Origin of the sequence: Rhodococcus sp. USK13 (assembly GCF_018343855.1) — a bacterium.
GTDB classification, from domain to species: Bacteria; Actinomycetota; Actinomycetes; order Mycobacteriales; family Mycobacteriaceae; genus Rhodococcus_F; species Rhodococcus_F oxybenzonivorans.
This window is the reverse complement of record NZ_CP069242.1, coordinates 816,980-838,055: the sequence shown is the minus strand read 5'-3', so window position 1 is coordinate 838,055 and position 21,076 is coordinate 816,980. Positions and strand designations below refer to the sequence as shown.

Annotated in this window: 19 protein-coding genes; 6 read left to right on the top strand and 13 right to left on the bottom strand. The window is 66.7% G+C overall.

Annotated elements, in window-relative coordinates; genetic code table 11:
- Positions 1-50 precede the first annotated feature (50 nt).
- The 3 genes from JQT59_RS06670 to leuS form a co-directional block, all read right to left on the bottom strand.
- The gene (locus tag JQT59_RS06670) at positions 51-1,118 is read right to left on the bottom strand and encodes a DUF6777 domain-containing protein (RefSeq protein ID WP_213575461.1); all 1,068 of its coding nucleotides are present in this window, start codon (positions 1,116-1,118) and stop codon (positions 51-53) included.
- A 63-nt stretch (positions 1,119-1,181) separates the two neighbouring features.
- A complete protein-coding gene (locus tag JQT59_RS06665) occupies positions 1,182-1,556 on the bottom strand; it encodes a nuclear transport factor 2 family protein (RefSeq protein WP_213575460.1) in 375 nt (124 codons plus the stop codon).
- A gap of 119 nt (positions 1,557-1,675) precedes the next feature.
- Positions 1,676-4,513, bottom strand: a complete 2,838-nt coding sequence (gene leuS / locus JQT59_RS06660) for a leucine--tRNA ligase (protein ID WP_213575459.1) — start codon at positions 4,511-4,513, stop codon at positions 1,676-1,678.
- Positions 4,514-4,630: 117 nt separating this feature from the next.
- Between leuS and JQT59_RS06655 the strand changes: the two genes are divergently transcribed.
- The 3 genes from JQT59_RS06655 (at position 4,631) to JQT59_RS06645 (ending at position 6,897) form a co-directional block, all read left to right on the top strand.
- Complete coding sequence (locus tag JQT59_RS06655) at positions 4,631-5,032, top strand: SdpI family protein (protein WP_159926703.1); 402 nt, start codon at positions 4,631-4,633, stop codon at positions 5,030-5,032.
- A gap of 22 nt (positions 5,033-5,054) precedes the next feature.
- Positions 5,055-6,020 carry a DUF1648 domain-containing protein gene (locus tag JQT59_RS06650; protein ID WP_213575458.1) on the top strand — a complete coding sequence of 322 codons (966 nt, stop codon included), beginning with the start codon at positions 5,055-5,057 and terminating at the stop codon, positions 6,018-6,020.
- A 94-nt stretch (positions 6,021-6,114) separates the two neighbouring features.
- A complete protein-coding gene (locus tag JQT59_RS06645) occupies positions 6,115-6,897 on the top strand; it encodes a Mut7-C RNAse domain-containing protein (protein ID WP_208959879.1) in 783 nt (260 codons plus the stop codon).
- On the opposite strand, the gene JQT59_RS06640 is transcribed toward JQT59_RS06645, so the two are convergent.
- The 3 genes from JQT59_RS06640 to JQT59_RS06630 form a co-directional block, all read right to left on the bottom strand.
- The gene (locus tag JQT59_RS06640; protein ID WP_109334731.1) at positions 6,885-7,094 is read right to left on the bottom strand and encodes a hypothetical protein; all 210 of its coding nucleotides are present in this window, start codon (positions 7,092-7,094) and stop codon (positions 6,885-6,887) included. The genes JQT59_RS06645 and JQT59_RS06640 overlap by 13 nt on opposite strands.
- A gap of 83 nt (positions 7,095-7,177) precedes the next feature.
- On the bottom strand, positions 7,178-7,783 hold the full coding sequence (locus tag JQT59_RS06635; RefSeq protein WP_213575457.1) for a YqgE/AlgH family protein: 606 nt from the start codon (positions 7,781-7,783) through the stop codon (positions 7,178-7,180).
- Positions 7,784-7,852: 69 nt separating this feature from the next.
- Complete coding sequence (locus tag JQT59_RS06630) at positions 7,853-8,548, bottom strand: TetR/AcrR family transcriptional regulator (protein WP_213575456.1); 696 nt, start codon at positions 8,546-8,548, stop codon at positions 7,853-7,855.
- 132 nt (positions 8,549-8,680) lie between these two features.
- On the opposite strand from JQT59_RS06630, the gene JQT59_RS06625 reads away from it, so the two are divergent.
- Positions 8,681-9,622, top strand: coding sequence for an NAD-dependent epimerase/dehydratase family protein (locus JQT59_RS06625; RefSeq protein WP_213575455.1), 942 nt, complete (start codon positions 8,681-8,683; stop codon positions 9,620-9,622).
- A gap of 10 nt (positions 9,623-9,632) precedes the next feature.
- Complete coding sequence (locus JQT59_RS06620; protein WP_213575454.1) at positions 9,633-10,946, top strand: MFS transporter; 1,314 nt, start codon at positions 9,633-9,635, stop codon at positions 10,944-10,946.
- Between the two features lie 19 nt (positions 10,947-10,965).
- Here the strand turns inward: JQT59_RS06620 and JQT59_RS06615 are convergent, their stop codons facing one another.
- Positions 10,966-11,376 (bottom strand): PaaI family thioesterase, encoded by a 411-nt coding sequence (locus tag JQT59_RS06615; protein WP_109334736.1) that lies wholly within the window; start codon positions 11,374-11,376, stop codon positions 10,966-10,968.
- 37 nt (positions 11,377-11,413) lie between these two features.
- Positions 11,414-11,905, bottom strand: coding sequence for a hypothetical protein (locus tag JQT59_RS36735; RefSeq protein WP_249354178.1), 492 nt, complete (start codon positions 11,903-11,905; stop codon positions 11,414-11,416).
- 242 nt (positions 11,906-12,147) lie between these two features.
- Here JQT59_RS36735 and JQT59_RS06605 point away from each other — a divergent pair, with 242 nt between their 5' ends.
- Positions 12,148-13,662, top strand: a complete 1,515-nt coding sequence (locus JQT59_RS06605; RefSeq protein WP_213575453.1) for a glycoside hydrolase family 183 protein — start codon at positions 12,148-12,150, stop codon at positions 13,660-13,662.
- 32 nt (positions 13,663-13,694) lie between these two features.
- On the opposite strand, the gene JQT59_RS06600 is transcribed toward JQT59_RS06605, so the two are convergent.
- The 5 genes from JQT59_RS06600 to JQT59_RS06580 all read right to left on the bottom strand — a co-directional run bounded on the left by JQT59_RS06600 (position 13,695) and on the right by JQT59_RS06580 (position 20,966).
- Positions 13,695-14,774 carry a sulfate/molybdate ABC transporter ATP-binding protein gene (locus tag JQT59_RS06600; RefSeq protein ID WP_213575452.1) on the bottom strand — a complete coding sequence of 360 codons (1,080 nt, stop codon included), beginning with the start codon at positions 14,772-14,774 and terminating at the stop codon, positions 13,695-13,697.
- A complete protein-coding gene (locus tag JQT59_RS06595) occupies positions 14,771-15,577 on the bottom strand; it encodes an ABC transporter permease (protein WP_213575451.1) in 807 nt (268 codons plus the stop codon). The genes JQT59_RS06600 and JQT59_RS06595 overlap by 4 nt, the downstream gene beginning before the upstream one ends.
- Complete coding sequence (gene modA, locus JQT59_RS06590; RefSeq protein ID WP_213575450.1) at positions 15,574-16,344, bottom strand: molybdate ABC transporter substrate-binding protein; 771 nt, start codon at positions 16,342-16,344, stop codon at positions 15,574-15,576. Before modA ends, JQT59_RS06595 begins: the two co-directional genes overlap by 4 nt.
- Positions 16,341-16,745, bottom strand: a complete 405-nt coding sequence (locus JQT59_RS06585) for a TOBE domain-containing protein (RefSeq protein WP_213575449.1) — start codon at positions 16,743-16,745, stop codon at positions 16,341-16,343. Before JQT59_RS06585 ends, modA begins: the two co-directional genes overlap by 4 nt.
- A gap of 87 nt (positions 16,746-16,832) precedes the next feature.
- Positions 16,833-20,966, bottom strand: coding sequence for a bifunctional nitrate reductase/sulfite reductase flavoprotein subunit alpha (locus JQT59_RS06580; protein ID WP_213575448.1), 4,134 nt, complete (start codon positions 20,964-20,966; stop codon positions 16,833-16,835).
- Positions 20,967-21,076 lie beyond the last annotated feature (110 nt).

Below are 21,076 nucleotides of genomic sequence, written 5' to 3'. Positions count from 1 at the left end.
AAACTAGAACACGTTCCACCATAGATCAAGGGTGGCGTCACTTCCGATCCCTAGGGAATGGGAATGACCAGGAGAGGCATGCCGGGAATCTGCACCCGGATCTGCGGCTGCGGCAACGGCGCGGGGGCCGGAGGCGGTGGCAATTCGACCTGCGGCGGGGGTGGGGGCGGCGGCGGTGGTGGCGGCGGGGGAGGAGGCGGTGGCGGCGGCGCAACCGTAGCCGGGGCAGGACGTGGCGCAGCCTGCTGCACCGCGATCGGCGGCGAATCGACGACAGGGGCTTCGGAGATCACCGGCGCCGGCGGCCTCGGACGCTCCGCCGGCTGCCCCGGTCCCGCACCGACCGGAACGGGAGTAAGGCCTCCGGTCATCAAGTCCACGACGGCGATGTCGTTCATTGCGAGGTTCGACGGCTGCACTACCAAGAGCCGATCCTCCTGAAAATTCGGCCACGGGTCACCCTGCATTTCCGAATTCTCGCCGAGGATGGGGGCCAGGAGAGGGCTGCCTTGTACACACCGAACCCGCGGCACGCCGTGGTCGTCGACCAGAACGATCGTCCCGGCCTCGAGAACCGATTGGACCGGCTGCGCCCGGCCCCCCTCGAACCCGTGGTCGGTGACCCGGGTATCCGCGCGAAGCAAAACCGGCGTCAGCGTCCGTACGTAACTCCGAACGTCGTCGACGTCGAATACGCCGGACCACGCCGTCATTCGGGCGGGGTCCCGTTCGAGGTCGTCGACGAGCTTCTGGCGGTCGCACAGCAACCGGTCCGGGCTTCCCCCGTAGAGACCCGTGCGGTCACCCACCACTCGGATGCCGCCGGTGCCGCCCTCGGTGGGCAGCTCGGTGCCGGCAGGACCGTACGGAACGGTGGTGGGCGTCTGCGGCGGCAGCAGCACCTGCGTCCAGGGATACCCGTCGTCCATGGCGCCGTTGAGCTCGACGGAGGCGGTCCTGACCTCCGACCCGGAGGAGCAGGCCACCATCACCGTGGCGGCGACGGCACCCGCTACGACCAGCCAGTGACGCGGTGCGCGCCGAAAGCGCGTACCTGCACGTGCGACTGCTCTGCGTCGGGCACCCCTTGCGGCCGGCCCGGCGTCGTCGGTGGCCACACCGACATCGTAAGCACAGTTTCCGCTCGACCGGGCGGTAATCCCGCTGTGGTCGTGCGCGTGTCAGCGCGTAACCATGTCCTCCTGCGACCAGTACGCCTTCATGGTCGTGATCTTGCCGTCGTCGTCGAAGGTCATCACATCGATCGGCGCTATCTCGAGTTTCTGCTCGCCCAGTTCGGTGACCAGCGAGAAGTGGAAGGCCGCTGTATTTCCGGCGATCCTCAGCGTGTGCAGTTCGCTGGTCTGCTGCAGCGGCTCGATCACCCCGTAGAACTCGCGAATCGACTCCACCGTGGTCCGCGGGTCGGTCCCCACCGGATCTTCCACGATCGCACCGTCGGCATAGAGCGCCAGCACGTCGTCGACGGTGCCCGTGGCCACCACCTCGACGTACCTCTCGACGGTCTTGCGGATGTCTTCTACGGACGGTGCCATGGCGAATGCTCCTGAAGTCGACTAGAACGTGTTCTATTCGAGACAGTAGCGCAAACACGACACCCGTGAGCACTTCTCAACCACGGAGTGTTAAGAAGTGCTCACGGGTGCGGAGCACGTCAGAGGACGATATTGACCATCTTCCCCGGTACGACGATCACCTTGCGCGGGTCCTTGCCTCCCAGCAGTGCCACGATCTTCTCGTCGGCGAGCGCGATCTTCTCGATCTCCTCGCGTGACGCGTCGGCCGCCACCGTCACTCGGCTGCGGACCTTGCCGTTCACCTGGATCGGGTACTCGACGGTGTCCTCCACCAGCCACTTCTCCTCGGCCACCGGGAAGGGGCCGTGGGCCAGCGACTTCTCGTGGCCGAGCCGCGACCACAGCTCCTCCGCGAGGTGCGGGGCCAGCGGCGCGAGCATGAGCACCAGGGGCTCCACCGCGGAGCGCGGGGCACCACCGGGGTAGGCCTTGGTGAGATGGTTGGTGTACTCGATCAGCTTGGCCGCCGCGGTGTTATCCCGCAGCGCCGTGTAGTCGTCGCTCACCCCGGCGATGGCCTTGTTCAGCGCACGCAGGGTGTCCTCGGAGGGGGCGTCGTCCGTGACCCGCACGGCGCCGGACTCCTCGTCGACCACCACACGCCAGGCGCGCTGCAGGAAACGCTGAGCGCCGACCACGTCCTTGGTCGCCCACGGACGCGACGTATCCAGCGGGCCCATCGACATCTCGTACACCCGGAGGGTGTCGGCCCCGTACTCCTCACAGATCTCGTCCGGCAACACGGAGTTCTTGAGGCTCTTCCCCATCTTGCCGTACTCGCGGTTGACCTCCGCGCCCTGATAGAAGAACTTGCCGTCCTTCTCCTCCACCTCGTCGGCCGGCACGTACACCCCGCGCGCATCGGTGTAGGCGTAGGCCTGGATGTAGCCCTGGTTGTACAGGCGGCGGTACGGCTCGCTCGAGCTGACGTAGCCGAGGTCGAACAGCACCTTGTGCCAGAACCGCGAGTACAGCAGGTGCAGCACAGCGTGCTCCACACCGCCGACGTACAGGTCGACGCCGCCGGGATCGTTCGGTCCGTGGATCTCCGGCCGCGGACCCGTCCAGTACTGCTCGTTCTCCTTGTCGCAGAACGTGTCCTGGTTGGTCGGGTCGATGTAGCGCAGCTGGTACCACGAACTGCCCGCCCACTGTGGCATCACGTTGGTGTCGCGGCGGTACGTCTGCAGCCCGTCCCCGAGATCGAGTTCGACATTGACCCAGTCGACAGCCTTCGCCAGCGGGGGAGAGGGCTCCGAGGAGGCGTCGTCGGGATCGAAGGACACGGGAGCGTAGTCCTCGACCTCCGGAAGTTCCACCGGCAGCATGGAATCCGGCAGTGCGTGCGCACTGCCGTCGGCGTCGTACACGATCGGGAAGGGCTCGCCCCAGTACCGCTGACGGGCGAACAGCCAGTCGCGCAGTTTGTACTGGATGGTGCCCTTACCGGTGCCGTCCGCCTCGAGACGCTCGGTGATGACCCTCTTGGCGTCGGCGACGGTCATTCCGTTCAGGAAGTCCGAGTTCACGATGGTGCCGTCGCCGGTGTACGCGTCCTTCGTGAGGTCGCCACCGGAGATCACCTCGACGATGTCGAGACCGAACTCGGTCGCGAACTCGTAGTCACGATGATCATGGCCGGGGACCGCCATGATGGCGCCCGTGCCGTATCCGGTGAGGACGTAGTCGGCGATGAACACCGGCAGCTCGCGCCCGTTGACGGGGTTCACCGCGTAGGTGCCGAGGAAGACACCCGTCTTCTCCTTGTATTCCTGACGTTCCAGATCCGACTTGGCCGCGATCGACTTCCGGTACGCCGCAACGGCTTCGGCCGGATTGGCCGCAGCGCCGGTCCATCGCGGATCGACGCCCTCGGGCCACTCGGCGGCGACGAGCTCGTCGACGAGGTCGTGCTCCGGCGCCAGCGTCACGTAGGTGGCACCGAACAGCGTGTCCGGTCGAGTCGTGAACACCTCGATCTTGTGACTGTTGGCCTGGAACTTCACCTGCGCACCGTGCGAGCGTCCGATCCAGTTGCGCTGCATGGCCTTGACCTTCTCGGGCCAATCCAGGTACTCGAGGTCGTCGACGAGACGGTCGGCGTAGGCGGTGATCCGCATCATCCACTGCTGCAGGTGCTTCCGGAACACGGGGAAGTTGCCGCGGTCGCTGCGGCCGTCCGCTGTCACCTCCTCGTTGGCCAGGACAGTGCCCAGACCCGGGCACCAGTTGACCATCGAATCCGAGTGGTACACGAGCCGGTAGGAGTCGAGGACGGCTTCCTTCTCGGAGACCGACAACGACTGCCAGTCCCGCCCGTCCTCCACGCTGCGCTCACCCGAGGCGAACTCCGCCTCGAGCTCGGAAATGCGCCGGGCCTTTCCTGCCTTCTTGTCGAACCAGGCGTCATGGATCTGCAGGAAGATCCACTGCGTCCAGTGGTAGAAGTCGACGTCGGTGGTCGCGAACGTGCGCCGCTCGTCGTGCCCGAGGCCGAGACGCCGCAGCTGGCGCTTCATGTTGATGATGTTCGCCTCGGTGGTGGCCCGCGGATGCGTGCCCGTCTGCACCGCGTACTGCTCCGCCGGCAGACCGAAAGCGTCGTACCCGAGCGTGTGCAGCACGTTGTGGCCCTGCATCCGGTGGTAGCGGGCGAACACGTCGGTGGCGATGTAACCGAGGGGGTGCCCCACATGCAGACCCGTCCCCGACGGGTACGGGAACATGTCCTGCACGAAAAGCTTGTCGGCGGGAACCGGGCCTGCCAGCGGGCCGACCGGGTTGGGCGCGTCGAAGGTGCCCTCCGCGCTCCATCGGTCCTGCCAGCGCTGCTCGATCTGGCCGGCGAGTTCCGCGGTGTAGCGGTGCTGCGGGGTCGCGTCGGACGGGTTGGCGGGCTGCGCGTGCTCGGTCACTGTGGTCGCTATCTACTTGGCTGACATTCGTGGATGGAGAGGAATACCGTCAACCAGGGTAGAGCCTCACCCCACCCGGACTCACCTGCGCATCCGGGTGCGCCGTATCCTGGTGTCGTGTTGATTGCCTCCGTCGTGCTGTTCGTCCTCGCCGTCGCCGTTGCCGGCGTCGCCCTGGCCGGCCTCACCGAACGTCTGCCGCGCAACCGGTGGGCGGGTGTCCGGACCGCCGAGACACTGCGCGACGACGACGCCTTCGCCCTGGCGAACAAGGTCGCGGGCCCCACGCTTCTCGCCGCGGCCGGGCTGCTGATCATCGGTGGTGTCGCCGGAATTCTGGTCGGTGGAGTCATCGGGATCGGCGCCCTCCTGGTCAGCGTCGTCGCTGCCGCGCTCACCGCGGGTACGGGCGGATCACTCGGTGCCCGTGCCGCGGCAGCCGTCCCCGCCGCCGACACCGGTGCCTGCGGCAACTCCTGTGGAGCCTGCTCGCTGAAGGACGCCTGCCAGCCGTCCTGATCGGCTGCAGACGGCCCACCCGGTGCCCAGTTCGAAAATCGTCGACCCCGCCGGAGCCGTCTTCGGTGTGATCCTGCCCGTGGTAGCCGCGTTGTCCGGCGTGCTCCTGACCAAGCTGTGGGAACCCCGGCTACCCGCGGAAATCGCCACGCATTGGACCACCACCTCGGCGGACGGTTTCGCCACCCCGATGTCCAGTGCCTGGACGTTCGCTCTCGTGACGGTCCTCTTCGGCGGTGGCTGCGCCGGCGTTGCCGCCCTCGCGCCGGCCTTGCTCATGATGCGCCGCGCCATGCTCGTCGTCGGGTTGTCTGTGGTCGGCATGGTCAGCACCGTGCACGTGGTGATACTTGCCGTCCAACTCGACGTCACCGATCCGGCCGATACCGAGCTTCCGCTGTGGTCCCTCGGCGCCGGGACCGTACTCGGCGCCGGTGTCGGAATGATCGGCGCGGCGTGTCTGCGGGACTACCGTCGCCGGGTCTCGGCCACGCGTCGACCCGACGTCACCCTGCCCCGGGCCGCCGCATCTGCGGCAGTGGCAGCCTCCGTGGGTTTCGGGACAGCGGGGTCCGGAATCCTGCTTCTTCTGCTCGGCGTCGTCCCCGCCCTCGTCGTCTGCCGCATTTCCGGCGGCTGGTGGCCGCTCGCCGTATTCGTTCCCGTCGGGCTGTTGATCGTCAGCCTCCTGCGCTTCCGTGTCATCGTGGACGAGGACGGCATCCGAGTGATCAACATGGGCATGACCGCCCTCGACTACGGCATCGACGAGATCGAGGGTGCGCGCGTCGACGTGGTCAAGCCCTTCGACGACTTCGGTGGGTGGGGGTTGAAAGTGAAGGGGCCGCGAAACTACGGCGTCGTCACCCGCACAGGGCCCGCGGTGATCGTCACCACCGCGTGCGGTGACCGATTGACCGTCACCACCGCGGAAGCCGAGGACATGGCCGGGGTCCTCAACGCATTCGCCGACCGACGGCGGGGGTGAGCGCCCGGGTCGACAGTCGTCGTCCACCGCCTGCAGGGTGACGGCACACGCGCGATCGCGAGGAGTCGCCCAGTACTGTGGCCTCAGGAAGTGAATGCTGATGCCTGAACCGCTTCGCCAGTGCGAGTTCCGCTTCTACGAGGAGCTGAACGACTTCCTCGCGCCGGAGTCGCGGAAGCGCACATTCGCGCATTACTTCATCGGCACACCCTCGGTGAAGGACCGCATCGAAGCGCTGGGCGTGCCGCACACCGAAGTGGACCTCGTGCTCGTCGACCAGATCTCGGTCGACTTCGCGCACCGCCTCGTCGGGGGCGAACGGGTCACGGTGTATCCCGTGTTCGAACGCGTCGACATCACGGGTCTCACTCGACTGCGACCGCGACCGTTACGCGAATCCTCGTTCGTCCTCGACGTGCATCTCGGCCGGCTCGCCGGCTATCTCCGGTTACTCGGCTTCGACACCCGGTACCGCAACGACTTCGACGACACCGAACTGGTCGAGATTTCGGTGTCCGAGCACCGGATCGTCCTCACCCGCGACACCGGCCTCCTCAAGCGTGCGGCAGTGACCCACGGCGCCTTCCTGCACGAGACCGATCCACGCCGCCAGCTACGGGAAGTACTGGACCGCTTCGATCTCCACGCACGGATCGCGCCGTTCACCCGATGCGCGGGGTGCAATGGGACCTTGACCACGGTGTCCTGGGACGAGGCACGCCACGAGGTGCCGCCCGGAGTGGCGGAACGGGAGCGCGACTTCAGTCGGTGCCGGAACTGCGGCCACCTGTACTGGCCGGGCAGCCACCTTTCCCGGTTACGCCGTCGCCTGCACGAGGTGGGCGTGGATCTGGGGCCGATCCCTCAGGAGGCGTGACGCAGTTCGGCAGTGAACTCCGCGGTGCAGAAGCATCCGTCGCCGAGTTCCTCGCAGTCGATGATCAGGGTATGGCGAACCTCGGACAGCTCGACGCACGACTCGTCGGTGCACTCGATGCCGCGCCGGCTGTGCACGATCAACGTTCCGTGGCAGTGGTCGAGTGCCGTCTCGCAACGTCCGCATGGTCTGTTCACGTCTGCTGCCTCCTTACTTCGTCCTGCTCTGTTGATACCACCCGTCTCCGACAGACCCCGGGACGTACTCGAGGTGTGTCGGCTCAGTTGCGCTCGACGTCGATCGGGTGAGTGGCCAACAGGGCGAGAGGAAGAGGCTGACGTCGCAGGACCTGGGCCCAGACGTCGATGCGCGCCGGCGCCACGACGTCCGACGGCAGCGCGGACACCACCATCCAGTCGTCACGCTGCAGCTCCGAGTCGAGCTGCCCGAACGTCCAGCCCGAGTAACCGGCGAAGATGCGAACACCTTCCACCAGGGGTGCGATGACCTCGGGGTCGGAGTCGAGATCGACCATCACGACGCGGCCGTGCACCCGGCGCAGTCCCGCGACCCCGTCGATGAGCGCACCGGTCCGCAGGGTGGCCAGGCACAGCGCGGCGTCACGCTTGACGGGACCACCGACATAGAGCGCGGCGGGGCTGGCGGTGAGCGGTGCCCACTGTGGCAGCACCTCCTGCACCGAGGTCTCGCTGGGGCGGTTGATGACCACGCCGAGGCTCCCGGCCTCGTTGTGTTCGATCACATAAATCACGGTACGACGGAATGCGGGCTCGACCAGATCGGTGGACGAGACCAACAAGCTCCCCGGGCGGACCACCGGTTCCGTCGACGCCATTCGATCCTCGGGTTCTTCTGCGTGCGCCACCCGAACATCATCCCACCGCGGCGAGAGTGATGTGTCCCAGGACGCGAGCTGCGTCCGGTTCGCACGAATTCAGGCGGGCGGGAGCCCGGCAGTGTCGGCGAGCACGGTGAGATGGTGTTCGAACAGGGCAGCCGGATCGGTGAACGTATCCGCGCCGTATTGACCGAAGACCTCGAAGTTCACCGCACCGAACAGGCTGGACCACACCAGCACCCCGCGGGCGAGCAGGTGATCGGGAGTGGTGAGGCCGAGCTCCGCGCGAATCCGGTCGAGGTCGGCGGCGAGACCGGCGTCGACGGGGGCGGATGCGTCGGCGTCGAGGAGGCCCGAGCGGTAGGCACCGTCGAAGATGCGGACCAGCGCGTAGATGACCCGGGTCCCGGGCGTCGTGGTCTGTTCGCCGGGGGCGTCGTAGCCGGGAACCGGGCTGCCGAACAGTAGTCCGTAGCGCGCCGGCTCACGCAGAGCCCACGCCCGCACCGCGCGGCCGAGGGCCAGGAACTGCTGCCGCGGATGCTGCGCGGCCGCGACTGCGGCGTCCACCTCGTCCCCGAGCTCGCTATATCCGTCGACGACGAGCAGGGTCAGCAGTTCGTCACGGCTCTTCACATACCGATACACGGCGGACGAGACCACTCCGAGGTCCCGGGCCACCGCTCGCAACGACAGCGCCGCGGCGCCGACGGCCGCCAGCTGTTCGCGGCCTATTCGGGTGATGTCCTGCAACGTCTGCTCTCGGGCACGTTCCCGTGGTGTTGCCGGCATGGGGTCCAGGGTGCCGATCGCGGAGAGCGGTGTCAACAAACGAGAGCAGTGCTCTTGACTTTGCGCTCATACGGGCGCATTCTTCAAACAGAGAGCAGTGCTCTCTTTGGACACCACACACCAGGAGCGGAAATGTCGAACATCGAAATCGTCACCGGCGCGGGACCCGTCGGCGCGACAGTGGCACAGCAGCTCGCAGAACAGGGGCGACGCGTCCGCGTGCTCACCCGCTCCGGAAGCGGTCCGGAACACCCGCTGATCGAGCGAAGGGCGGTCGACGTATCCGACCCCTCGGCCGTACGTGCAGCTTTCGAGGGTGCCACCGCCGTCTACCACTGCATTCACGCCGCCTATACCGCCGAGGCGTGGGAGCGCACCCTCCCCGCGGCCGAGCACACCGTTCTGGAGGCGGCAGGAGAGGTCGGTGCGGTGGTCGTGTTTCCGGAAAGTCTCTACTCCTACGACACCGAACAGCAGCCCATGACCGAGACCACGCGGCGGTCCGCCACGACGGGAAAGCGCGGAATCCGTGCCCGGCTGCTCGACGCTCGCGCCGCCTCCTCGACCCCCACCGTCAGTGTCGTCGCCTCCGACTTCTTCGGTCCGCAGGTGCTCAGCGCTCACGCCGGTGAGCGCATGGTCCCGGTTGTGCTCGCCGGCAAGACAATGCGTGTCCTGGGCTCTGCCGACACGCCCCATTCCTTCACCTTCGTCCCCGACCTCGCGGCGGCGATGATCGTCGCCGCACACGACCGCGACCTGTGGAACTCCGTGCTGCACGCGCCGACGGCCCCCGCGGTCACCCAGCGGCAGATGGTCCAGGCTTACGCCGACGCAGCGGGGGTGCCGGCACCGAAGGTGAGCGCTCTCCCGGGATGGGTTTTCCGAGCGGCAGGCCGCCTCCACGAGGGTTCCCGCGAGCTGGCGGAAATGATGTACCAGTTCGAAAACCCGTTCGTCATGGATTCGACCGCCAGCGAGCAGCGACTCGGGCTGAAGCCGACGCCACTGCCCGACGCCGCAGAGCAGACCGTCCAGTGGTGGCGGGAGAGGTCCCTCGCACAGGCCGGATAAGGTCCCGTGAATGGCGGAACAGCTCGGGAACCCCCGAGGACGACGAAGCGGGGAGGCGTGGCGCCGTACCGCACACACCCTGCGCCGGTCGCCCGGACTGGCCCGGCTCGCCACGGTGCGATTCGCCAGCCAGTTCGGCGACGGAATGTTCCAAGCGGCGCTGGGTGGCGCCATCCTTTTCAATCCCGAGCGCGAGACCGACCCGCTGGCGATCGCTGCCGGCTTCGCGGTATTACTGCTTCCCTACTCGGTCATCGGACCCTACGCGGGGGCACTCCTCGACCGCTGGGATCGTCGGACGGTGCTGCTGTGGGCCAATGTCATACGCGGAGTATTGATTCTGGTGACCGCCGCCCTTCTGGGGTCCGGGGCCGGTGAGTTCCCGATCCTTCTCCTCGCCCTCGCCGCCATCGGTGTCAGTAGGTTCGTACTCGCCGGCGTCTCCGCCGCGCTACCGCGCGTGGTCCACAAATCGTGGCTGGTCGCCACCAACTCCGTGCTCACCACCACCGGTTCGGTCGTATCCGCTCTCGGAGCCACGACATCCGTCGCCATCATCGGTGTCGCTGGCGCAGGCGACCGCGGATCCGGTATCGCCGTCGCCGCCGCCGCGGTCGGTTCCGCGATCGCCGCTCTCGCGGCGTCCCGATTCCATCGTCGGCTTCTCGGTCCACACGCGGACGAAAGAGCGGATTACGGGGTGATCCGTGCCGTCGCATCGGGACTGCGCAACGGAGCCGTGGCCGTGTGGCAGTCCCCGGGCGTCACCACCGCCATGATCGGCATCGGCACGCATCGGATCGTGTTCGGCGCCAATACGCTGATCATGGTCCTCGTGCTGCGAGACACGTCCAGGGCCGGTTCCCTACCGGGAGGACTGGCCGGGTTCGGTGTCGCGGTCGGCGCGACCGCGGCGGGAATGCTGCTCGCCGCGATCTCCACACCGTTCACCATTCCGCGGATCGGTCGCTCCCGCACCATCACCACCGCGTTGATCCTCGCCCTTGCGGCGCAGACGACGCTCGTGGCGACCCTCACCCAGGCCTCCCTCCTGTGGGGTGCACTGGTCCTCGGATTCGCCGGGCAGTCGATCAAGCTGAGCGGCGACGCCGCCATGCAGATCGACATCGAAGACGACCGCCGAGGGCAGGTGTTCGCGCTCCAGGACACGGTGTTCAACGTGGCGTTCATCGCGTCGATCGCCGCCGCAGCCCTCGTGATCGCCCCCGACGGCCGATCACTCGGACTGGTTCTGGCCGGTTCGGCCCTTTACGCCCTGGGACTCGTCGCGGCCCTACTCAACACACGTCGCGCCCGACCCTGAGCGGTCCTGGACGCTCCTCCTATCCGGAACCGGGCAGCGGCACATTCTGCAGACGGACCTGTCCACGGGCCACCTCTTTGCCGGTGTCGGACGCGGTGATGACCACCGACCACAACTGCTGGATACGGCCCTGCTGAATCGGTAAGGCCACCACGTCGACGCGACCTTCGGTGCGGGACCGGATGAAGTCGGTGCCGTTGTGCACACCGACCGCGAACTGGCCGCGGTCTGCTACTGCCGTGCTCGCGCCGATACTCGCGGCGCTCTCGACTGCCGTCGTGTAGACGCCACCGTGCACGACACCCCACGGCGTGTGGTGCTCGGCGGACAGATCGATGTGGCCGACGACTTTCGTGCCCGATACCTCATCGAGTTCCAGGCCGGCAGCGGCGACGAAAGCGCTCGCCGCGGACGTGGTCAGGTCGGTCATGGTCCATTCTCCTTGTTGATCCGTACTGGGTTTGAAATCACAACTTACCCTCCCCGATCTCAGGGGCCACGTCAATGCTGCCGCCGTGGCCGAGTACCGCCTCCGACCGCCAGAGAGAAAGTGCACCGACCGTCACGGCATCGGGAATCCGATCGGAAGCCACCGTGCGCACGCTCGGGTCGGACGGTTCGTCATTCCGTCGATCGGGCACCGGATCCGGATGGCGACGCAGGTCGTACGCGGGTTCGATGTGGTCGCCGGCCACCCGCACCTCGCGGTCCCACGTCCCGCTGCCGCTGGGGTCGGTGAAGTAGCGGGCTTCGTCCCCGGCGTCGTAGTCGAGCACCGAGTGGTCGGCCGTCCCGTCGCCGTTGTCGTCCCACATAGCGTCGTCGAGAAGCCCGTCACCGTCGAAGTCGAGCCGCACCGCGTCCATTCCGCCGAACGGACCCAGATCGAGGTCGGCTGGGGAGATCCAGGTCGCGGGGGCTTCTGCGCCGGTTCCGAACGAATACTCGAGAGGGTCCATGTAAGGATTCGACGCAGCGCAACCGCATCCGGTTCCGCTGGAGCCGGAAAATCCGGGGCTTCGCCACATCCCGGGTGCCCCGATCAGCGAAATGCTATGCGACCGTGACACCGTACTGTGACCGGACTGCGACCGGGCACGCCGGGCACCGAACCCGAGAACGCCGCCACCGGGTGTTACCTTTTGCCCTGAACGTGCAGGTCGGTCCATCCTGACTCCGACCACCGATCTGGAGGGGTCCCGTGGTCGAGAAGTCCTGGTCTGTTGCCGGAGCACCGTTGTGCGTCGCCGCCGTCGTCGCGGCAACGATCGGGTTCTCGGCAGGTCCCGCTGCGGCGGAGATCAATTCGTGGTTGCCGGTCAACATCTGTGGCGAGACCGGGTTCAACCCGGCCAAGGAGCCCCCGACTCCCGGTGGTCCGCTGCTACCGCCGATACCGCCGACCATCGCCATCCCGATTCCGTACCCCGACTTCGTGCCGGTGCCGGTCCCCGGCCCTACCGTCAATCAGACTCGCGTGCCACAAGACCTACCCGCCGACCCGTGCGCGGACCCGTGCCCGGACCTCACCGACGAGATCGAGGAACCCGAGCCCGAGGTCGGCTCGTCGGGATCCTCCGGGTCGAGCGCGCTGCACATTCCGAAGATCGAAATCGACCCACGACCGGAAACCATTCCGATCCCCGTCCCCGGCGGCCCGGGTCCCGCGCCGCAGCCCGCACCCCCGGTGCAGATCAACCCGGCCGAACGCGGCTCCCTCACCGAAGCACTCGGCACCCCGGCGGTCGGTGACGTGCGCCTGGTGTCGCAGCTGACGGGCCACGGTTCGGAAAATCGGACCGATAAGCGCTGGCAGGTGGACGGTACGGACCTCGGCATTATCTGGGAGACGAAGCCCGGGGAGGTGGCCATCGCCTTCGGTGACACCTTCGGTAAGGACTGGAATCCGCCCGGCGCCTTCGGGGAAGACTGGCGCAGCAACGTTCTCGGGCACAGCACGGACACCGACCTGTCCGACGGCATGACCATCGACAGCATGGTGCAGGACAGTCGCTGCCACGCCGCCGAGATCATCGACAGCCGGCACATCCCCAACTTCGAGACGACGACCATTCCCACGTCGGGGTTCACGATCGGCAACCGGCAGTTCCTGAGCTACATGTCGGTGAAACGGTGGAGCGTGGTGCCCGGCATGTGGTACACGAACTACGGCGGCATCGCATACTCGGACGACAACGGTCAGACGTGGACCAAGGATCAGCACGCCAAGTGGCACAACATTTTCGGCGCCCGGTTCCAGGTGTCGGCCATGGTCCCCCACGGCGACTACGTGTACATGTTCGGCACTCCGAACGGGCGTATCGGCACCATCGGCCTGGCCCGGGTACCGGTCGATCAGGTACTCAACACCACGTCGTACCAGTACTGGTCGAACGGAACATGGACGCCGGTCTCCGAACATCTCGCGACCCCGATCGTCGGTGGGGTGGCCAGCGAGCTGTCGGTTCGCTACGACACCGGCACCGGCACGTGGCTGATGAGCTACCTCGAGCCCATCGGCGGGCGGATCATCCTCCGCCAATCCTCGTCCCCCCAGGGCGTCTGGTCCGGCGGAGCCACCCTCGTCGACACGGCCGACTACCCGAAGGCGTACGGCGGCTTCATCCATCCGTGGTCCACCGACAAGGACCTGTACTTCACGATGTCGGAGTGGGACAGCTACAACGTCTACCTGATGCACGCGTCCCTGCGCTGACGCACCCGTGAGTACTTGTTAACCACGGGATGTCAATAAGTACTCACGGCGTGGATTGCCACCTCGGTGGCCTTGACGACGAAGAACACGTCGAGTCCGGGTACCAGATCGAGCTCGGCGACGGATTCTGCTGTCACATCGGCGCTCAGTTCCAGCCGACCACGGGCAGTCACCGCCCGCACCCGCACGATAGGGCCGCGCACCTCGATTTCGGTCACGGTCACGCCGAAGACGTTGCGCGGACTGCCTTCCGGTGAGCGCCGGTGGACCGCCACCGAATGCGGCGCGAACACTGCGACGGCCGGAGCGGTGCCTCCCACGTCGTCGTCGGGCAGGCCGTGCATCCGGACACCGTTCTCCGTCTCGAACCCGGACGGGGTAGCGAAGACGGCCACGAGGTTGAGTCCTGCGATCCGCGCCGCGAACGAGCTGCGGGGCCGGGAAAGCACATCGCGCACAGACCCCGACTCGACGACTCTTCCGCCGTCCACCACGATCACGCGGTCGGCCAGCGCCAGTGCGTCGAGGACGTCGTGAGTGACGACGACGGCGGTCCGATGCTCCTCGCGCAGGACTTTTCGGAGCAGAACCCGCAACGCGGGAGCCGCAGCCACATCCAGAGCCGCCATCGGTTCGTCGAGCAGGAGCGCCTGAGGATCCGCCGCCAGAGCCCGCGCGACCGCGACACGTTGAGCCTGCCCACCCGACAACTGGTGGGGTCTGCGGTCGGCGAACTGCGTCGCGTCGACGGCGTCCATCCAATGCCGGGCGATGGTCCGTGCTTCCCTGCGACTCCGTCCGGCGCTGCGGGGGGCGAAGGCCACGTTGGCGGCGACAGTGAGATGCGGAAACAGCAACGCCTCCTGCGCGAGTAGCGCCATTCCCCGGCGATGCGGTGGAACGGCGATCCCGGCGTCGGTGTCGGTGAGTACCCGGCCGTTCAATTCGACCCGGCCGGCGTCGGGCCGTATCAGTCCGGCGGCGACGGACAGAAGTGTCGACTTGCCGGCGCCGTTCGGGCCGAGGACGGCCAGAACCTCACCCTCCGCGACGTCGACGGCCATCTCGATGTCGCGGGCCTGTATCCGCGCATCGAGGCTCAGCCCGCTCACGGCACCGCTCTCGACGCCCAGCCACGCGACCCCACGACGATGACCACCGCGACGATCACCAGAACCAGCGATAACGCCACTGCCGCATCGGCATCCGTTTCCCGCTGGAGATAGATTTCCAGCGGAAGGGTGCGAGTGACCCCCTCGAGGCTGCCGGCGAACGTCAGGGTGGCGCCGAATTCACCGAGTGCCCGCGCAAACGACAACACGGCTCCGGATACCAATCCCGGCAACACAAGTGGAAGAGTCACGCGGCGGAAGACCGTAGTGGGGCCGGCTCCGAGTGTGGCCGCGGCGGACTCGTACCGCCTGCCCGCGGTACGGAGCGACCCTTCGAGACTGACTACCAGGAACGGCAATGCCACGAAGGTCTGTGCGAGCACGACCGCCGTGGTGGTGAACGCGACGGAAATTCCCGCCACTTCCAGATGCTGTCCGATGAGACCCTTCCGGCCGAACGTGTAGAGCAATGCGATTCCGCCCACGACGGGTGGGAGCACCAACGGCAGCAGCACCAGCGACCGCAGCACGGGAAGACCCCGAAAGCTACTGCGCGCCAATACTGCCGACATCGGTACACCGAGGAGGATGCACAGCACCGTGCTGGCGGCAGCAGTACGCAGACTCAGCTCCAGCGCGGCGAGCGAGGACTCGGAGGTGACCAACTCGACGAATCGGGGCCAGTCGACGCTTGCCAGCATCGCCGTCAACGGAAGGACGACGAACAACCCCCCGACAGCCGCCGGGACGAAGAGCCAGCGCGGCAGCCCGGAGGGAACCACCGTACGTGCCGGACGGGTCACGGCTCACCGAATCCTGCAGCGGCAAGAACTGCCCGGCCGTCGGGTCCGGTGACGAACTCGACGAATTCTCGGGCCGTTTCCTGCGCGCCTGAATCGGCAAGAGTAACTATGGGATAGGTGTTCACCGCCTGCGCGGCCTCGGGTACGGCCACCGCCGTCACAGCGTCACCCGCTCCGGTCGCGTCCGTGACGTACACCAGTCCGGCGTCCGCCTGCCCGGCGATCACCTTGTTCAGGACATCCGTCACCGACGACTCTTCACTGACCGGTGCTAGATCGACACCCGTCGACGATTCGACCATCTGCGTCGCGGAGCCGCACGGCACCTGCGGCGCGCAGGTGACCACCAAGGTTCCCGGACGGGCCAGGTCAGCGAGGGTGGTAATCCCTTTCGGGTTTCCGGGCGCGGTGACGACGGTCAGGCTGTTCGTGGCGAAGTCGACAGGACTACCCGCAGTGAGTCCCGCATCGACGACCTTGGCCATGTTGCGCTGGTCTGCGGACGCGTATACGTCGGCGCGAGCACCCTGATCCAGCTGGGCTGCCAGATCGGAAGAACCGGCGAAGCTGAACTCCACCCGAGATCCCGGATGCTCTGCCTCGAATCTTTCCGCGAGTTCGGTGAAGGTGGACTTCAGGGAGGCCGCCGCGAACACCGTGATCCGTTCACCCGGGTCGGTGTCGTCGGAGCCACACCCGGACAGAGTTCTGAGGATGAGCACGGCCAGGGCGATGACGGCGACTGCTCGGCTCGAGTTCTGCTTCATGAGGTCTCGACGGGAGTTTCGACAATGACCGTGGTGGACTTCACGACGGCCACCGCGATCTTCCCGGGTTCGAGCCCGAGGTCGCGTACGGCTTCACTGCTCATCAGGGACACCACCCGGAACGGCCCGCATTGCAGCTCCACCTGCGACATCACCGTGTCGGAGACGATGGCCGTCACGATCCCGGTGAACCGATTCCGCGCCGAGGACCCCGATCCGAGGAGATCCGGCGACGCGGACGCGTGGGCGCGGGCGAACTCGGCGAGTGCCGCGCCGTCGACGGCCATGCGCCCGGAGTCGTCCTTCTCGGCGAGGAGGCTGCCGTTGTCGATCCACCGCCGGACGGTGTCGTCGCTGACGCCGAGCAGTTCGGCGGCCTGGCGGACCCGGATGCGCGTCATCTAGGCGTGACTCCGCGGATGCGTCATAACGCTCATCGTATGCGCGCGTTTGCGGAATGATCAAGCGATACGACCCGCAGAAGCGGATCAGTACACGTCGCGTACGTACCGTTTGTCAGTGGACAACTGCTTCATGTAAAGCTCGGTGTCCTCTTCGTCGAGCCTGCCGTGCGTGCGGACCACTTCTCGGATCGTCTCGTCGACGTCCTTCGCCATCCGGCTGGCATCCCCGCACACGTACAGGTACGCGCCCTCCTGCATCCAGTTCCACAACTTCGCTCCGTGTTCGCGGATGCGGTCCTGCACATAGATCTTCTGCCGCTGATCGCGGGAGAATGCTGCATCGAGGTGGGTGAGAAATCCGTCGCGGTGCATAGCTTCCATCTCCTCGCGGTAGTAGAAGTCAGTCGCTTCGTGCTGCTCACCGAAGAACATCCAGTTCTTGCCCGTGTGCCCGAGTTCGCGCCGCTCGTGCAGGAATCCGCGGAACGGGGCGATTCCCGTGCCGGGGCCCACCATGATCATGGGCGCATCCGCCGACGCCGGCGGTCGGAAATGCGCCGACTTCTGCACGAAGATCGGCACCTCGGCCTCGTCGCAGTGATCCGCGAGGAACGTGGAGCAGACGCCGGACCGGTCCTTGCCCTCGTGGTTGTACCGCACGGCCGAGACGGTCAGCTGCACCTCGCCGGGATCGATCTTGGGGCTGGACGAGATGGAATACAGTCGCGGCTGGAGCCGCTTGAGAACGCCGAGCCACTCCTCGACCTCGGCGTGAACGCCGTACTGCCCGAGCACGTCCATCGACTGCCGGCCCCACAACCACTGCTGAAGGGCAATTTTGTTCTGCGGTCGCATCAATCGGGCCAGCTCGGTGTCCTGCGTACGACTCTGGACGAACCGGAGCAGCTCGGGCGTCACCTTGGTGATCTCGAATTTGGTCCGCAACGCCTCGTGCAGCGGCATCTCCGGCAGGTCGGCCACGGTCACCGGGACATCGGGCTTCAGCCCCGTCACCTTCAGCCACTCGTCGACGACGGCGTCGCTGTTGGTCGGCCAGACGCCGAGCGCGTCACCCGCCTCGTAGACGAACTCCGGATCACTGACCTCGAAACCGAACTGTCGCACGTCCTTCGACGATCCCGCCGCGCTGAGGCGCACGTTCTTCGTGAGGCGGGTGACGAACGGTGACTTACGCGTGAAGGCCGCTGCCTTCTTCGGCGCGGGCGCGGGCGCGACGGAAGCGACTGCCACACCTTCGACGGCCTCCCTGTCGCGAACCAGTTTCTGCACCTGCGCCAGCCATTCGCGTGCCTGATCCTCGTAGTCGGGTTCGCAGTCGACGCGGGCGGTGAGACGCTTGGCCTGCAACTGCTCGAGCCGAGCATCGAGCCGCTTACCGTGGCCGCAGAAGTCGTCGTAGCTGGAGTCGCCGAAAGCCAATACCGCATATCGGGTTTCGGTCAGTGTGGGTGCCTCGTCACTGCTGAGCGCCGACCAGAAGCTGCTGCCGTTGTCGGGCGCGTCTCCGTCACCGAACGTGCTGGTGATGATGAGGAGGTCACGGACACCGCGCAGGCTTCCGACGTCGTAGTCGTCCATGCTGATCAGATGTGTTCCGTGCCCGGCCGCCTGCAGTTGCGCGGCACATTCGGCGGCGAACTCCTCGGCGTTGCCGGTCTGCGAGGCCCACACCACCACGACAGGCTGCTGGACCGATTCAGTACCTGCCGCGCCGCCATTCTGCGCGGCGACCCCGGCTGTGTCGCCCGAACGTGAGAACAGACCGGCGAGCATCCCGTCGAGCCACACCCGCTTGGAACCCGAGATCGGGGCGTCCCGGGGAAGGACCGGCACGCCACGGACCTCGGTGGACCGCAGTCCCGACAACAGCCCCGAAAGATAAGTGCGTTCGTGTTCGTCGAACTTCGGGGGAGCCGAATCATCCAGTCCGAGAAGCTGGGTCAGTTCATCGGCTGGGCTCGCGAGCTGCAGCTGGGATCCGCCGGTCTCCGGAACCGCCGGCTGCGACACCGGTGCCACGCGAGTCAGTGACACTGCGCAGGCCTTGAACTCCGGCTGGAACGACATCGGGTCGACGGCATCGTTGGTGACGGCGTTGATGCTGAGGTACTCGCCGAACGAGTCGTTCCAGTGGAAAGGCGCGAAACAGCCACCGGGAAGCACCCGGTCACTGACGACCGCGGGAAGCACCGCGCGGCCACGCCTCGACGCCACCTCGACCTTGTCACCGTCGGAGATCGACAGCCGCCGCGCATCCGCGGGGTTGATCTCGACGAAGGGTCCCGAGTTCAGCTTGTTGAGCTTGGCCACCTTGCCCGTCTTCGTCATGGTGTGCCATTGGTGCTGCAGCCGACCCGTATTGAGGACGAACGGGTAGTCGTCGTCCGGCAGCTCGGCCGGCAGCATGTGCGGTCGCGGGAAGAAGGCTGCCTTCCCGCTCGGGGTGGCGAAGGCGAGCCGGGGGAGCGAGCCGTCGGGAGCCGACAGCAGCCTCTGACTCACCCCGTCATTGACGTAACGGATGGGGTTGCGGTCGGTGCGGTCACCGGGCGGGCTCGGCCATTGCACCGGCATCTGGCGGAGCCGCTCGTAGGTGATGCCGCGAAGGTCGTAACCCGTCTTCGGGTTCCACGTGCGCTTGATCTCTTCGAACACGTCCTCGGACGTCTCGTAGGTGAAGGCGTCCGCGTATCCCATCTCGCAGGCCACCCGCGCGATGATCTTCCAGTCGGGCAACGCCTGACCCACCGGGTCGACGGCCTGCTGCAGCAACGTCAGGTTGCGCTCGGAATTGATCATCACCGAGTCCGACTCGGCCCACAGCGCGCCCGGCAGCAGAATGTCGGCGTAACCGTTGGTCTCGGTGTCGAGGAACACGTCCTGTGTGATAACGAGCTCGGCTGCCTCGAGTCCCTCGATGACCGTTCGCCGATTCGACACGGTGGCGACAGGGTTGGTGCAGATGATCCAGCAGGCCTTGATTCGGCCCGCGACCATCTGCTCGAACATGTCGACGGTGCCCGTGCCGACCTCGGTGCGGATGGTGCCCTCGGGCAGGTCCCACAGGTTCTCGACGAACGCGCGGTCGTCGGCCGCGAGGATCGACCGCTGACCGGGCAGACCCGGGCCCATGTATCCCATTTCGCGGCCACCCATGGCATTGGGCTGGCCGGTGAGAGAGAACGGTCCGCTGCCGGGACGGCAGATCGCGCCGGTGGCGAGGTGGAGATTGCAGATCGCGTTGGTGTTCCAGGTGCCATGGGTGCTCTGGTTGAGGCCCATCGTCCAGCACGTCATCCATTCGGCGGCCTCGCCGATCCACTGGGCGGCCTGTCGGATGTCGGCTTCGGGGATGCCGGTGATGTCCGCGACCTTGTCGGGCGTGTACTCCTCGAGGAATTCCGGCATCACCTCCCAACCCTCGGTGAACTCGGCGATGAATGCGGGGTCGGTGTGCCCATTCTTCACCAGCAGGTGCAGGAGGCCGTTGAGCAATGCGAGGTCGGTACCGGGCGTGATCTGCAGAAAGAGATCGGCCTTGTCGGCCGTCGTATTGCGCCGCGGGTCCACGACGATCAGCTTCGCTCCCGCCTTCACGCGCTCGAGGAGGCGCAGGAACAGGATTGGGTGGCAGTCCGCCATGTTGGCGCCGATCACGAAGAACACGTCGGCCTTGTCGAAGTCCTGGTACGACCCGGGGGGGCCGTCGGCGCCCAGCGACTGCTTGTACCCGGTGGCGGCACTGGCCATACAGAGGCGTGAGTTGGACTCGATCTGGTTGGTGCCGACGAACCCCTTGGCCAGCTTGGTCACGAGGTACTGCGCTTCGATGGACATCTGGCCGGAGACGTAGAAGGCGACCGCGTCCGGTCCGTGCTTGTCGATCTGCTCCTTCAGCCGGCGTGCCGTCGCGCTGATCGCGGCGTCGACGTGCACAGCCGTCGGTGCCTCGCCGCGCTCGTCGCGAAGGTAGCCGGTCTCCATCCGGCCACCGGCCACCAGCATCTCGGCGCTCGTCGCGCCCTTGGTGCACAACCGGCCGAAATTGGTCGGATGCTCCTTGTCGCCGGACGCCTTCAGAACGCGGCGCGCACCCGTCTCAGGGTTCGTTTCGACTTCGAGGACCATGCCGCAGCCGACACCGCAGTACGAGCAGGCGGTCTTCACTGTGGAAGTACCGGCTTTCTGCTGCTGCATCGACTGCTCCTTCACCTGCACGGCCGCGACATGTCCACCTGGTTCTCGGCCCCTATCAAGAGTGCCGATTGGTGTGTTTCGTCGGGATTAACCCCCGTGAGCGTTCGATG

Excerpts from the sequence above, each read along its gene's own strand:
- JQT59_RS06665 (WP_213575460.1), bottom strand. The coding sequence starts at position 1,556 with ATGGCACCGTCCGTAGAAGACATCCGCAAGACCGTCGAGAGGTACGTC.
- JQT59_RS06645 (WP_208959879.1), top strand. The coding sequence starts at position 6,115 with ATGCTGATGCCTGAACCGCTTCGCCAGTGCGAGTTCCGCTTCTACGAG.
- JQT59_RS06630 (WP_213575456.1), bottom strand. The coding sequence starts at position 8,548 with ATGCCGGCAACACCACGGGAACGTGCCCGAGAGCAGACGTTGCAGGAC.
- JQT59_RS06625 (WP_213575455.1), top strand. The coding sequence starts at position 8,681 with ATGTCGAACATCGAAATCGTCACCGGCGCGGGACCCGTCGGCGCGACA.
- JQT59_RS06620 (WP_213575454.1), top strand. The coding sequence starts at position 9,633 with ATGGCGGAACAGCTCGGGAACCCCCGAGGACGACGAAGCGGGGAGGCG.
- JQT59_RS06615 (WP_109334736.1), bottom strand. The coding sequence starts at position 11,376 with ATGACCGACCTGACCACGTCCGCGGCGAGCGCTTTCGTCGCCGCTGCC.
- JQT59_RS36735 (WP_249354178.1), bottom strand. The coding sequence starts at position 11,905 with ATGGACCCTCTCGAGTATTCGTTCGGAACCGGCGCAGAAGCCCCCGCG.
- modA (WP_213575450.1), bottom strand. The coding sequence starts at position 16,344 with ATGAAGCAGAACTCGAGCCGAGCAGTCGCCGTCATCGCCCTGGCCGTG.
- JQT59_RS06585 (WP_213575449.1), bottom strand. The coding sequence starts at position 16,745 with ATGACGCGCATCCGGGTCCGCCAGGCCGCCGAACTGCTCGGCGTCAGC.
- JQT59_RS06580 (WP_213575448.1), bottom strand. The coding sequence starts at position 20,966 with ATGCAGCAGCAGAAAGCCGGTACTTCCACAGTGAAGACCGCCTGCTCG.